This is a genomic window from Mycobacterium tuberculosis H37Rv, assembly GCF_000195955.2.
Lineage (GTDB): Bacteria > Actinomycetota > Actinomycetes > Mycobacteriales > Mycobacteriaceae > Mycobacterium > Mycobacterium tuberculosis.
On record NC_000962.3, the window covers coordinates 2,266,663 to 2,280,238 of the forward strand.

Consider the following 13,576-nt stretch of genomic DNA (forward strand, 5'->3'; position numbering starts at 1 on the left):
GGAGTAGAACGATCGCCAAGTGGTCGGTCTTGGCTGCCCACTTCATCCCCGGCGCCACCGGCAGGTCTCGCGGTCATCTCGACCAACGGAGGGCCGTCGGTGGTTCGTATCCGGCCAAGAACGGCGAGAACGGTTTGTGCCTCTATGCCAGGGTGAATGTCTCATCTCCCAGGCGGACGGTGATATCCAGTTCTCCGCCAAGAGCGGACACGTATTTGCGCAGTGTGTTGACCTGTGCGGAGCCGATGTCGCCGTTCTCGATGCTGGATACCCGGCTCTGCCGGATGTGCGCCAGCGCAGCCACCTGGACCTGGGTGAGTGACTGAGCCGCGCGCAGCTCCCGGAGCCGGAATGCCCGCACTTCATCGCGCATTCGTGCCTTGTGCCGGTCCACCGCCTCCCGGTTAACGGGACGTACGGCGTCCATGTCCCGTAGTGTCATCGCCATCGTGCCACTTACCCTTTCTTGCGCTTGCGCCTCTTTGGCTTCGTGTCCTCGAACTGTGCGAGATGTTCGGCAAACATCTCATCGGCCGCTTTGATCTTCTCGTCGTACCACTGGGTCCACCGCCCGGCCTTGTTACCGGCGGCCAGCATGATCGCCTGCCGCGCCGGGTCGAAGGCGAACAGAATGCGGACCTCGGACCGCCCTTGTGATCCTGGACGCAGCTCCTTCATGTTCTTGTGGCGCGACCCACGCACCGTGTCCACCAGAGGACAGCCAAGTGCGGGGCCCTCTTCCTCGAGAACCTCGATAGCTGCGAACACCAATTCGTAGGTCTCTCGGTCCAAGCCGTTGAGCCAGGCGGAGATGCGCTCCACATCCGCCGTCCACCCCACAGAGTCGCAGAGTAGCGCGATACGCGATATCACACAAGGGTGATATTCCTCCGGGTAAGAGCAGCGGGCGACGGGGCTACCGTCGAGGAAATGCCGGCAGGCGAGGACGGACTCTGCGCACCCGGGCCGTTGAAACAGTAGCCTGTGCCAGGCCGAGAATTCATCCCCACGTATGAGGCAGTACAGTGCGCCGCCGTGCGCGTTCTCCCATGGAACGTTCACGGGCTCCCGTGGATGACAGGCGTTTCATGAACGCCAGCGCCGCCGCAACCCGACCGAAAGCGGTTGACCCCAAGGAGAGCTGGAAGTCGAGGCCACCACCTTCGCCGCGGAGTTGCTCATGCCCGAGAGCGAGACTCGTCCCGAAATACGCCGGCTCGATTTCGGCAAGTTGCTCGAACTGAAGCGGGAATGGGCGTCGACCCGCTCGACCAGCCCCAGCCGGGTGACCAGCCCCAGCCGGGTGACCAGCCGATGCACCGCGGCGATCCCACCGAAGCCGGTGGCATCGATGTTGGCGCCGACCTCGTAGCGCACCGCGCCCGAACCCAGCATCGGCCTGGGCTGCGCCGCCCAGCGTCCAGCCCGCGCGTGCCGCGCCGCCACCCTGCGCCCTCGGCGTGTGATGTTTCGCCGACTCTGTTCATGGGTTATCTTCTTCACCACAAAGGCCTTTCCTGCTGGGCTGTGTTGAGGTCGCAAACCCAGCCAGGGTAAGGCCTTTGGCCTCTCCTACCCGGCCGACACGCTTACTGAAGGCCTAGTCTAGGCAGGCCATTCAATCTGCGGAATCGAAAAATTCGGTTCCAGCCTGCTCGTTTCCTTTCCGACAGCGATCTGACGTTGCGTAACGTCATTTGTACGGACTCTTTTAGCGGCATTGATTTCAGATGCCAACGCCGTCTGTGCTGTAGCGCCGATTGGCCGAAACTGTAAATTTGTATGATTATTTAAATCTTTGACGAACACGCGCCACAAACGTACTATCTCTTTGGCAAAGTCCACCGGCATCTCATTCAACGGTTTTGTTTGCGCGTGGTCGTCATATGTTGGTAACTGTGTAACCGGCCGCCTATCTTGCGCGTGCATCATATGACTATGAATCGGCCTTCTCCAGTGAAATTGATACAAGATCGATCCGATAAGCGGTACCTTGTACACAGTGCAATTGTAGTAATTCGCGTTTTGTCCTACGCTTGTATTCTGCGTGAAGAATTCAAACACGCCAGGCCCGGGCCGTCGTCAACCAATTCGCGGTATGCCTCAACCACTTTCGGGAACAGCTCGGCAACCTGCTTGGACGTCTTGATGTCCTTGGCGAACGCCACCGCCCGACGCATCGGCGGCTCACCGGCGACAATGCCGGTACCGGACCGCTTGGCCAGGCCATTCCAGCAGCCGACGATCTTGGAGGCGTCGTCGAGCATCAGCTCGCCGGAAACCCCGGAGAGTTCCTGCTGCAACCGGGGCGCGATCACGCCCTGATCGACGGTGAGCACCATCACCTTGTAGTCGGTGAGCAGCCCGCGCTCCACCGCCTCGCCGAACGACAGCCGGTGAAACTCCGGCCCGAACGTCAGCTCGTCGTCCATCGACACCAACTCGGCGGAGTGCTGGTCGGCCCTGTCCTTGATGCTCTCGGTGAAAATCCTTGGCGTGGCGGTCATATACAGCCGCCGGGCCGCCTTCAGATACTGACCGTCGTGCACCCGCACGAAGTTCGACTCATCGTCCCCCGCCAGCGTCACGCCGGTGGTGCGGTGGGCCTCGTCGCACATCACCAAGTCGAACTCGTCGACCCCCAGCCGTTGGGCCTTGGCCACCGTGGGCAGCGACTGGTAGGTGCAAAACACCACGGTCAGGCCCTGGGCGCGCCTGCGGTGCGCCATTTCGTGCAGCAATACCCGCGCGTCGGTGGTGACCGGGATCGGCACATCGTGGACGTGGTAGTCCTCGGCCGAGCGCGACACCTTGGTGTCCGAGCACACCGCGAACGCCCGCACATCCAGCTCACTCTGTGCGGTCCACTCCCGCAGCGTCTGGCTCAACAGCGAAATCGAGGGCACCAGCAACAGAATCCGCGCGCTGCCGCCGTTGTCGGCGGCGATGCGCTCGGCGATCTTGAGCGCGGTGAACGTCTTGCCGGTGCCGCAGGCCATGATCAGCTTGCCGCGATCGTTGCCCACCGCGAACCCGCGGAACACCGCGTCGATCGCCTGCTGCTGGTGCGGCCGCAGCTCGTGGCGTTTGGCCGGGGTCAGGTTCACCTGCAGGTCGTCGGCCGGCCAGGCGATGTCCCAGTCGATCGGCGATTCGGCGATCTCGGCCATGCCGATGCGCTGCACCGGGACCAACTGATCGGCCAGCGCGTCCTCGGCATTGCGGCCCCACCGATCCGTCGTGGAGATGATCACCCGGTTGGTGAAGCCCGTCTTGCCCGACGCGGTGAAAAACGAGTCGATGTCCCCCTTGGCCAGTGTGTGCGTCGGCTCGTAGAACTTGCACTGGATCGCGGTGTAGTTGCCGGTGTCACGTTCGCGGGCGACCAGGTCGATTCCGGTGTCGGTCCTGCCCCGCCGCTCCGGCCAGTCGATCCACCACCACACCGCGTCGTACTGCTGGGCCATCGTCGGGTCCAGCTCGAAATAGCGCACCATCAACTGCTCGAACTTGGTCCCGCGCTCCGCGTTCGACGGAGCCTTCCGGAACGCCTCGATGACGTCGTGCACCGACCCCATAGTTCAATGACCATACTGGCGGCAACCGACACGTGGCGGGATCCCTCGCGTTCGATCCAACCCAACCAGCTCGGCCAACCGCATCGCGGGCCGGCATCTTCGCCGTCCTAACTCGGGAAATAGCGGTTGTCACTATCTGAGCGCAGCTATCTCATTTGCGGAGAACTAGCCCTGATCAATTCCTGCCTCGGTTACGTGTGTCATGATCAGCCGGCCAGTTCGAGGTTGAGGTGACCTTCACATAGTGAAGCCTCCCGGGTTTCGTGCGCACCTTCTTTCGAGGGAAGGACGCCACGCTGAGCTGCGAGTTCGTCGCCGAGCATCGAGCCCGGTTCGAGGTCGCTGCGATCTGTCGCGTGCTGTGTGGGCAGGGCTGCAGATCACCCGGAGAACCTTCTACGCCTGGGCAGCGTCGGCCGCCGTCTAGGCGTGCCCTGCGGGAGATGACGGTCACCGAGCCCCTGGCCGGTTACGACGGGCCCGATACCGATGGCCGCCGTAAGCCCGAGTCACTCTACGGTGCGGCCACGATCTGGGATCGACGAGCCATGTTCAGCCGGATAGGCGTGGATGAGGGCGGTGGTCAGCTTGGGAACGGTGTGGGTGAGTTCGTGTTCGGCGTCGTGGGCGATGCGGTGAGCTTGCGCGAGGTCCAGGGCGGGGTCGACGTCGAGTTCGGCATCGGCGTGCAAGCGGTGTCCGATCCAGCGCATCCGCACGCTGCGTACCGCCTGCACGCCGGGCCGGGCCGCCAGGGCTTGTTCGGCGGCATCGACCATCGCTGGGTCGACGCCGTCGAGCAGGCGGCGGAACACATCTCGCGCGGCAGTTCGTAGCACGGCCAGAATCGCCGCCGTGATGAGCAGGCCGACGATGGGGTCGGCCAGTGGGAACCCAAGTGCGACACCGCCGGCCGAGCACAGCACGGCCAGCGAGGTGAATCCGTCGGTTCGAGCGTGTAGTCCGTCGGCGATCAGGGCGGCCGAGCCGATGCGGTGCCCAACCCTGATGCGGTAGAGGGCAACCCACTCGTTGCCGATGAATCCGACCAGCCCGGCCAGGGCGACCCAGCCGACATGCTCGATCTGCTGCGGGTGGATCAGGCGGGCGATGGCTTCGTAACCGGCGATGATGGCCGACATCGTGATCATCGCGACCACGAACGACCCGGCCAGGTCCTCGACGCGACCGAATCCGTAGGTATATCGGCGAGTGGCGGGCTTGGCGCCCAACGCGAACGCGATCCACAACGGCACCGCGGTCAACGCATCAGCGAAGTTGTGGATGGTGTCGGCGGCCAGCGCAACCGACCCCGACATCACCACGATCACAATCTGGATGAGCGCGGTCAACCCGAGAACCAACAAGCTGATCTTGACCGTACGGATCCCTGCCGCAGTGGATTCCAGGGTGTCGTCGACGCTGTCGGCGGCGTCGTGGGAGTGCGGCGCGAAGATCTCCTTGATCATCGCCGGCACACCTCGTGAATGAGCGTGGTCGTGGGTCATCGGGCGCAGGCCCTTTGTGACAGCAGGCCAGATCGGCCGCGTTCGACCACCAAGCAAGCTCTTTTATCTGCATTCATACGCAGATAATAGCGGATGCTCTCGCCGGTTCCAGTACTAGCTGGGACGGACGACGATCACCGGGATTCTCACCGAATGGGCTACCGCGGAACTCACCGAACCCAACAGCATGCCGGAAAACCCCCCGCGCCCATGGCTGCCGACCACCACCAGCTGAGCTTGCTCAGAATGCTCGAGCAGCCACCGAGCGGGCTTGTCGCACACCAGCGATCGGTGCACGCGGACATCCGGATACTGCTCTTGCCAGCCGGCGAGGCGTTCAGCGAGGACCTCAGCCTCTCTCTTCTCGCGCTCTCGCCAATCCATCCCCAGAACCGGAAACATCCCCAGATCGGTCCAGGCGTGCAACGCCACCAGGTCCACCCTTCGGCGGGAGGCTTCGTCGAAGGCTAGGGCCGTTGCCGCCTCAGAGGCTGGCGATCCGTCGATGCCCACCAACACCGGTGCATCGGAGTCGGGAGTCGCGCCATTACCGGAATGAATGATGGCCACTGGACACCGCGCATGGTGGAGCAACGCGGTGCTGATCGAGCCGAGCAGCAGTCGACCCAATGCGCCCATCCCCTGGCTGCCGACGACCATCAACCAAGCCTGTTGGGATGCATCGATAAGCGTCGGCACAACATTGGAAAAGACCAACTCGGTATGCACCTGCGGCGGTTTGGACTCACCCAAGCTGTTGGTGAGCGCCTCGCGGGCCTGCTCAATGACCTGCTGTGCGTTGTCCTTTTGCCACTCAGTCATATTCGCGTACAGCTGGCCCACCGGCCAGCCGACAACCACAGGGGCAACAATGTGCAGCAGGGTGATGGGCAGCTGGCGCATGACGGCCTCACGGGCGGCCCAGGCTACCGCCGCGTTGGATTGCGCTGATCCGTCGACGCCAACGAGTATTCCGTATTTCGCTGTCGCAGCAGACATTTCACGCTCCTTGCGGTCGGAACACAGTCCATCAATCCATCAGCGCAGCGGTGCAGACCACCGCAGCAAGGTGCCTCCGGTCGGCATGTTCTCGACTGTGAATTCGCCGCCCGCGTCGTCGGCACGCTGGCGGAGATTGCGCAGGCCGCTTTCGGTGATGTCGCCGGAGATGCCGACACCGTCGTCGACGACCTCGACCCGCACATCATCCTCGACGCTGACGTTGATGGCCAGGCTGGTCGCGTTCGCGTGCCGGACAGCGTTGCTAACCGCCTCCCGCAGAACCGCTTCGGCGTGGTTGGCCAGGACGGTGTCGACAACGGACAGCGGGCCCGTGTACTGGACCGTGGTGTGCAGCGCGGGGATCGCGAGTTGGTCGATGACCTTGTCCAGTCGGTGGCGCAGACCCGTCGCCCGGGAGGGCCCGGCGTGTAGGTCGAAGATCGCAGATCGAATCTCCTGAATGATTTCCTGGAGATCGTCGATGCTGCTGTAGATGGATTCCCGGACGGCGGGGACACGTGCTCGCGGAGCGGCACCCTGCAGGGTGAGCCCGACTGCGAAGAGCCGCTGGATGACGTGGTCATGCAGATCACGTGCGATCCGGTCGCGATCGGTCAGGATCTCCACTTCTCGCATCTGTCGCTGCGCGGTCGCCAGCCGCCAGGCGAGCGCAGCCTGGTCAGCGAAGGCGGCCATCATATCGAGCTGTTTGTCGCTGAACGGCTGTTCATCGGCACTGCGAAGTGCGACCAGCACACCGGCAACAGTGTCGGCGGCACGCAGCGGCAGCACCAGGGCGGGCCCGGGCTCCACCGGGCCGTCGACCGCGAGGTCAAGCCGGTCGAACCGGCGGGGCGTACGGTCGTGAAAGACTCCCCCGATCGACGTTCCGCTGACGGCAACCGTCATTTGCTTGACCGCCGGGGAGATCTCTCCGGCCACCTCTACGATGACCAGGTCGTCGACCTCGCAAGCCGGCGCTTCGTCGTCGAGCGGCACCGCCACCAAGGTGGCTGCCCCAGCCATCAACGTCAACGCTTCCTCGGCGATGAGCCGAAACACCATGGCCGGGTCCGCACCGGCCAGCATCTGCGTTCCGATGTCGCGGGTTGCCTCGATCCACGCTTCCCGGGTCCGTGATTCCTCGAAGAGACGGGCATTGTCAACGGCAATCCCGGCCGCGGCGGCCAGCGCCTGCACCAGCACCTCGTCGTCATCGCTGAACGGCTGGCCATCTGCCTTCTCGGTCAAGTAAAGATTGCCGAACACCTCGTCGCGGATGCGCACTGGAACCCCGAGGAAGGTCCGCATCGGCGGATGGTGCAGCGGAAATCCAACCGATGCGGGATGCCGCGAGATATCGTCCAGCCGGATCGGCTTTGGCTCCTCGATCAGCGCGCCGAGAACACCTCGCCCCTCCGGCAATGAGCCGATGAGGTGCCGGGTCTCTTCGTCGATCCCCTCGTAGACGAATTCGACCAATCTATGGTCGTAACCGCGCACCCCGAGCGCCCCGTAGCGGGCATCCACCAACTCGGCGGCGGTATGCACAATGGCGCGCAGGGTGGCGTCGAGCTTGAGTCCCGATGTGATCGCCAAGATGGCGTCGATCAGACCATCCAGCCGGTCGCGGCCTTCGACGATCTGTTCAATCCGGTCTTGGACTTCCAGCAGCAGCTCTCGCAACCGAAGCTGCGACAGTGTCTCGCGCAATGGCGGGCTGCCAGGGTTAACGTTCGCCCTGTCAGGGTGTGTCACATAGCTATGTTGACACCGGAGCTGCGCTCAACCAACTGGTCTGGCTACCCAGCGGCACAGTCACAGATACTGCTGACCGACGACCAGCAGGGTGCAGCCGGCCTCCTGCAACACGGCGTTGCCCGGCGCTCCCACAAGTTGCTCCACATGCTCCTGGTCGCTCGCGCTGAGCACCACCATGTGTACCGATCGACCCAGCCCAGCCAGATAATCCAGCAGCTCGCCGTGCACTGCCGCCGATTGCACCCGCACATCGGGATACCGTGGTTGCCAACGGGCAAGCCAGCGGTCCAGGCTGGCACGGACGTCGTCCCCGGTATCGCCCACTCCGGATTGCCGGCAGGTGACCACCCGAACCGGCGAGTCGCGCAGCCGTGCTTCGGCCATCACCGCCCCCAGCAAAACACCGATATCGGACGACCCGTCCGCCTCGACGACGATCCATGCGGCGTCGCGTCCGATGGGGACCCGGTGGGGTCGCACGATCGCCACTGGGCACTGCGCCGATAACGCCAGGGCCGCTGCGGTAGATCCCACCCGCTCCGGTCGGAAGTGGTGCACGCCGATAGCGCCAACGCACACCAGGGCAGCAGCCGCCGAAGCGCGGATCAACGAGGTGACCGGCCGCTCCTGGGTGATCTCCACCTCGACCTTGACCGGCCGGTCCGCCGCCTCGACCGCTGTGAACGCGTAGCGCACCGCGTTCTCGGCGGCGGCGAGTTTGCGAGCCGCCGCGCCGTGTGCGGCGTACCCGGGATCGTCGGGTTCGATCGCGTACAGCAGACGCAGCGGGATGTCACGGCTGGCTGCCTCGTCGACCGCCCACAGTGCGGCTTGCACGGCCGGCTTCGAGCCATCAATACCGACGACGATCGATGGGGGTTTGTGTGATTGGTTCATGGCGAGGCTTCCGGGTTAACGATCGGGTGCCAAACGTATTGATCCTGCCCGACTTCGGTGGGTTCGGCCGCCAGCTCGAAGAACCTCTCCACATCGTCGCGATTGCAGGCCGCGGTGCCTGGCGTCAGCAGCATGGCTGCACCTGCCGCGTTTCCCAAGCGAACGGACTTGATGAGCGACCAGCCACGGCTGAGGCCCACGGTAATCGCGGCCACCATCGCGTCGCCGGCGCCGACACCGCTAACCGCGGTCATCGGAATCGACGAAAATCGATGGCTCGCATGTCGTGTGGCCAATAGCGCGCCCTGAGATCCAAGCGAGACCACCACGACCTCGGCGCGCCCACGGTCAATGAGTTCGTGTGCGGCGGCCAGTTGTTCGGGCTCGGTCAGCAGTTCGGATCCGACGCACTCGCGCAGTTCCCGCACGCTCGCCTTGAGAAGAAACACCCCGGACGAAATGTGCTGCAACCCGCCACCAGATGTATCCAGGATCAGCGGAGTGCTCGATCGGCGGCAGATGTCGGCAACCCGCTGATAGTAGTCGGCAGCCACACCTGGCGGCAGGCTGCCACTGGCCACCACAAAGGCGGCCGAAGCCGCCGCACCGCGCAGTTCGTCGAGGCATTGCTCCTGCTCCGCGACGGTCAGCGACGGCCCCGGAAGCACGAAACGATACTGCTTGGCGGTCCTGGACTCGTTGACCGTGAAGCTCTCCCGCGTCGAGGCCGCGATCGGAATGACGCGAAATGGCACTCCCGCATCACCGAGCAGCGCCATCAGCAGGCTCCCGGTCGACCCGCCGGCCGGGAACAGTGCTGTCGAGCAACCGCCGAGGACATGCACAATGCGGGCGACATTGATACCGCCGCCGCCGGGATCGTAGCGAGGTGCGCCACAACGCATTTTCTCGGTCGGGCGCACCACGTCGACGCTCGTCGTGATGTCCAAGGCGGGGTTCATGGTCAAAGTGATGATTCGCGGCTTGCCTTCGTCCCACGCCGCTGGCTCCGTCATCGTCGTGGACTCTGCGCTACAGACCGGTCGGGTAGGTTTCCGGGTTCTCGCCGGCGATCCACCGGCTCGTCACCTCGAGAGGTTCCAGGGCACGGGTCTGATCGATGTGGATCATGGCGTCGAACTGGTCGGCGGGCCGCACGTGCAAGTAGTGACTTTGCCGTTCCGTTGCCGGTAGATAAACGACGCCGATGGCACGTCCCAACCGGACAACGTCCAGCGGGGCTTCGGCGTCGCGGCTTAGCCGCGCTGACACCAGGAAACTGTCTGCAGTCTGGTGGAAGAGCTCCTCGACACTGCCGTGCAGTGCCGGCCGAACCGCTTTGCGTTGGGCGATACCACCCCATTCGCTGGCCGCGGTGACGGTGCCCGTGTACGTGCTGAATCCGATGCTGCGCGACTCGTCACCGTATCGCTCACGGACTATCTGGCCGAGGGTGAGCTGCCCGTCGGCCCACACCTCGGTAGCGCGTGCGTCACCCACGTGGGAGTTATGAGCCCACACCACTATTCGCGCCGGCGGCGCATCGAGGTGTCGGTCCAAATGCGTCAGCAAACTGCCAAGGGTCTGCGCCATGTGCTGGTCGCGCAGGTTCCACGAGGTAACGCGTCCACTGAACATGGCCCGGTAATACACCTCTGCGTCGCGCACCGTCTGCGCGTTTTGCTGGGCGTAGAACAGTTCGTCCTCGGCAAGCAGCCCGTCTTGGCGCGCATACGCCAGGGCATTGCGCTGAACGTCGACCAGTTGCTCGACGGCTTCACGTTCGCACGACGGACCGGCGCCGAATGCGGCCGCGAATCCGTACGCCTGACCGTCATCGGCGCAGGCATGGTCGAAGCACGCATACCGGGCCCGCGCCCGTGCCGCCGCACGCGGGTCGACCTTGTCGAGATAGCTGATCACCTCTTGGATCGACCGATGCAGGCTGTAAAGATCCAGACCGTAGAAGCCGGCTTGCCGCAGCGCGCCCGACTCGTAGCGCTGGTTGCGTGTGCGCAGCCATTCCACAAAATCTCGGACCACGGTGTTGCGCCACATCCAGGCGGGAAACCGCTCGAATCCGCTAAGCGCCTCGTCAGCGTTGGTGTCCTCGCCGAGGCCGCGAACGTACCGATTGACCCGGTAGGCGTCGGGCCAGTCCGCCTCGGCGGCTACCGCACCAAAGCCCTTCTCCTCGATCAGCCACTGTGTCATGGCGGCCCGGGCCTGGTAGAACTCGTGTGTGCCGTGCGAGCTTTCGCCGATCAACACGATTCGTGCATCGCCGACCAGCTCCGCCAACACCTCGTGCGTCGGAACACCCCCGGGGGCGTCGATCGCGACTCTGCGCAGAACATCGGCCGCCGTTGACGCCGCGGGCCGGCGCAGCGACGGCCCAGCGGTCGGGGTGGCCAGGAGCCGGCGGACCTCCTCGTCGGTGACCTGCCGGAAGTCCCAAAACGACTCACCGACGGCCAGGAACGGGGTCGGCATGGTCGCGCACACAACGTCGTCGACGAGGCCGGCGAACTCCCGGCACGTGGACTCCGGCGCCGCCGGCACGGCAATCACGATCTGCGCTGGTTGCGCATCGCGCAATGCCTGTACCGCCGCGAACATGCTTGCGCCGGTGGCCAAACCGTCATCGACGACAATGACCGTCTTGCCGGTGATATCGGTGGGCGGGCGCTCGCCGCGGTAGGCGGACTCGCGCCGAAGCAGTTCCCGACCCTCACGTTCGGCGATGTCGCGCAGTTGCTGCGGTGTGATCCGCAGGCCCCGCACGACGTCGTCATTGACCACGACGCGGCCGCCGCTGGCCAGTGCACCAACGGCGAACTCGTCATGCCCCGGGGCACCAAGTTTGCGCACGACGAAGGCGTCTAGCGGGGCATGCAGTGCCGCGGCAACCTCCCATGCGACCGGGAGGCCACCCCGGGCCAAGCCGAGCACAATCACGTCCGGCTGGTCCCGATAGGCGGCGAGTAATTCCGCCAGCACCCGGCCGGCCTCGCGGCGGTCACGGAACACGCGCCGCGGCGAGCGCCGGGTGACATCAGCCGCTGCGGTCATCAGCACGGACCCAGTGGTCAGTTGGTGGACCGGATCTGAATGTGCTTTTCGGTTGGCTTCCCTTCCGAAACCGCCACCGACACAGTAAGAATGCCCTTGTCGTAGGTGGCCTTAATGTCGTCCTCGTCAGCACCTACCGGCAGCGACACCGTGCGAACGAAGGAACCGTACGCGAATTCCGAGCGACCGTCGAAGTCCTTCTGCTCGGTGCGCTCGGCCTTGATGGTCAGCTGACCATCGCGGACCATAATGTCGACGTCCTTGTCGGGGTCGACCCCGGGAAGCTCCGCGCGTACCTCGTAGCGCCCCTCTTTCATCTCGTCTTCCAGCCGCATCAACCGGGTGTCGAAGGTGGGCCGGAGTCCGGCGAATGACGGGAAGGCCGCGAACAGCTCAGAAAACTCGGGGAAGAGGGACCGCGGGTGGCGCTGAACGGGAAGGGTGGTGGCCATTTGATGCCTCCTAATCGATGGAAACGGATGCCTTTGATCCGACCAGCCCATCGTGGCCAGGGCTAGGGACAGAAGTCCCCGAAGCGCGGGCCATTTGTCCGCGCCCGTCGGTGATCCACTTGGGGACCATTGACCCTGTTGTCTGCCAACCGCCGTTCAGAAAGATCGGGGTGATATCGAACAGCGGAGGTTGATCATGCCGGACACCATGGTGACCACCGATGTCATCAAGAGCGCGGTGCAGTTGGCCTGCCGCGCACCGTCGCTCCACAACAGCCAGCCCTGGCGCTGGATAGCCGAGGACCACACGGTTGCGCTGTTCCTCGACAAGGATCGGGTGCTTTACGCGACCGACCACTCCGGCCGGGAAGCGCTGCTGGGGTGCGGCGCCGTACTCGACCACTTTCGGGTGGCGATGGCGGCCGCGGGTACCACCGCCAATGTGGAACGGTTTCCCAACCCCAACGATCCTTTGCATCTGGCGTCAATTGACTTCAGCCCGGCCGATTTCGTCACCGAGGGCCACCGTCTAAGGGCGGATGCGATCCTACTGCGCCGTACCGACCGGCTGCCTTTCGCCGAGCCGCCGGATTGGGACTTGGTGGAGTCGCAGTTGCGCACGACCGTCACCGCCGACACGGTGCGCATCGACGTCATCGCCGACGATATGCGTCCCGAACTGGCGGCGGCGTCCAAACTCACCGAATCGCTGCGGCTCTACGATTCGTCGTATCATGCCGAACTCTTTTGGTGGACAGGGGCTTTTGAGACTTCTGAGGGCATACCGCACAGTTCATTGGTATCGGCGGCCGAAAGTGACCGGGTCACCTTCGGACGCGACTTCCCGGTCGTCGCCAACACCGATAGGCGCCCGGAGTTTGGCCACGACCGCTCTAAGGTCCTGGTGCTCTCCACCTACGACAACGAACGCGCCAGCCTACTGCGCTGCGGCGAGATGCTTTCCGCCGTATTGCTTGACGCCACCATGGCTGGGCTTGCCACCTGCACGCTGACCCACATCACCGAACTGCACGCCAGCCGAGACCTGGTCGCAGCGCTGATTGGGCAGCCCGCAACTCCGCAAGCCTTGGTTCGCGTCGGTCTGGCCCCGGAGATGGAAGAGCCGCCACCGGCAACGCCTCGGCGACCAATCGATGAAGTGTTTCACGTTCGGGCTAAGGATCACCGGTAGCGGGCGCCGCCGGGACCGCGTCTAAGCACCGCAGCTGAATCGGGCGGATGATGTGTCGATGAGCGGATCCGGCGATGGCGACGGTGTCGCGCGGTTGGGCAGACATCTTCCGCG

General features: G+C 64.4%; 12 protein-coding genes, 1 pseudogene and 1 other annotated feature. Of the genes and pseudogenes, 1 reads left to right on the top strand and 12 read right to left on the bottom strand.

What is annotated here, in order from left to right; genetic code table 11:
* Positions 1 to 142 precede the first annotated feature (142 nt).
* The 12 genes and pseudogenes from Rv2021c to hspX all read right to left on the bottom strand — a co-directional run bounded on the left by Rv2021c (position 143) and on the right by hspX (position 12,270).
* The gene (locus Rv2021c; RefSeq protein ID NP_216537.1) at positions 143 to 448 is read right to left on the bottom strand and encodes a transcriptional regulator; all 306 of its coding nucleotides are present in this window, start codon (positions 446 to 448) and stop codon (positions 143 to 145) included.
* Positions 449 to 456: 8 nt separating this feature from the next.
* Positions 457 to 1,062 (bottom strand): hypothetical protein, encoded by a 606-nt coding sequence (locus Rv2022c; RefSeq protein ID NP_216538.1) that lies wholly within the window; start codon positions 1,060 to 1,062, stop codon positions 457 to 459.
* A gap of 24 nt (positions 1,063 to 1,086) precedes the next feature.
* The gene (locus Rv2023c) at positions 1,087 to 1,446 is read right to left on the bottom strand and encodes a hypothetical protein (RefSeq protein NP_216539.1); all 360 of its coding nucleotides are present in this window, start codon (positions 1,444 to 1,446) and stop codon (positions 1,087 to 1,089) included.
* A gap of 159 nt (positions 1,447 to 1,605) precedes the next feature.
* Positions 1,606 to 2,064: a sequence feature (Hypothetical unknown protein (pseudogene), Note that a deletion of DNA (RvD1 region) in Mycobacterium tuberculosis strain H37Rv resulted in a truncated CDS comparatively to Mycobacterium bovis or Mycobacterium tuberculosis strain CDC1551 genomes (see citations below).), on the bottom strand.
* Positions 1,606 to 2,064: pseudogene (locus tag Rv2023A) on the bottom strand. It overlaps the preceding feature by 459 nt.
* Positions 2,031 to 3,578: a hypothetical protein gene (locus Rv2024c; RefSeq protein ID NP_216540.1), complete on the bottom strand. Its 1,548-nt coding sequence runs from the start codon at positions 3,576 to 3,578 to the stop codon at positions 2,031 to 2,033. The pseudogene Rv2023A and the gene Rv2024c overlap by 34 nt, the downstream one beginning before the upstream one ends.
* A gap of 509 nt (positions 3,579 to 4,087) precedes the next feature.
* Positions 4,088 to 5,086: a cation efflux system protein gene (locus Rv2025c; RefSeq protein ID NP_216541.1), complete on the bottom strand. Its 999-nt coding sequence runs from the start codon at positions 5,084 to 5,086 to the stop codon at positions 4,088 to 4,090.
* 114 nt (positions 5,087 to 5,200) lie between these two features.
* On the bottom strand, positions 5,201 to 6,085 hold the full coding sequence (locus Rv2026c) for a universal stress protein (protein ID NP_216542.1): 885 nt from the start codon (positions 6,083 to 6,085) through the stop codon (positions 5,201 to 5,203).
* A gap of 39 nt (positions 6,086 to 6,124) precedes the next feature.
* A complete protein-coding gene (dosT, locus tag Rv2027c; RefSeq protein ID NP_216543.1) occupies positions 6,125 to 7,846 on the bottom strand; it encodes a two component sensor histidine kinase DosT in 1,722 nt (573 codons plus the stop codon).
* A 60-nt stretch (positions 7,847 to 7,906) separates the two neighbouring features.
* Positions 7,907 to 8,746 carry a universal stress protein gene (locus tag Rv2028c; protein ID NP_216544.1) on the bottom strand — a complete coding sequence of 280 codons (840 nt, stop codon included), beginning with the start codon at positions 8,744 to 8,746 and terminating at the stop codon, positions 7,907 to 7,909.
* Positions 8,743 to 9,762, bottom strand: coding sequence for a 6-phosphofructokinase PfkB (gene pfkB, locus Rv2029c; RefSeq protein ID NP_216545.1), 1,020 nt, complete (start codon positions 9,760 to 9,762; stop codon positions 8,743 to 8,745). The genes Rv2028c and pfkB overlap by 4 nt, the downstream gene beginning before the upstream one ends.
* Positions 9,763 to 9,778: 16 nt before the next feature.
* Positions 9,779 to 11,824 carry a hypothetical protein gene (locus Rv2030c; RefSeq protein ID NP_216546.1) on the bottom strand — a complete coding sequence of 682 codons (2,046 nt, stop codon included), beginning with the start codon at positions 11,822 to 11,824 and terminating at the stop codon, positions 9,779 to 9,781.
* 11 nt (positions 11,825 to 11,835) lie between these two features.
* Positions 11,836 to 12,270 carry an alpha-crystallin gene (gene hspX / locus Rv2031c; protein NP_216547.1) on the bottom strand — a complete coding sequence of 145 codons (435 nt, stop codon included), beginning with the start codon at positions 12,268 to 12,270 and terminating at the stop codon, positions 11,836 to 11,838.
* Positions 12,271 to 12,466: 196 nt separating this feature from the next.
* Between hspX and acg the strand changes: the two genes are divergently transcribed.
* On the top strand, positions 12,467 to 13,462 hold the full coding sequence (acg, locus tag Rv2032) for an NAD(P)H nitroreductase (RefSeq protein ID NP_216548.1): 996 nt from the start codon (positions 12,467 to 12,469) through the stop codon (positions 13,460 to 13,462).
* Positions 13,463 to 13,576 lie beyond the last annotated feature (114 nt).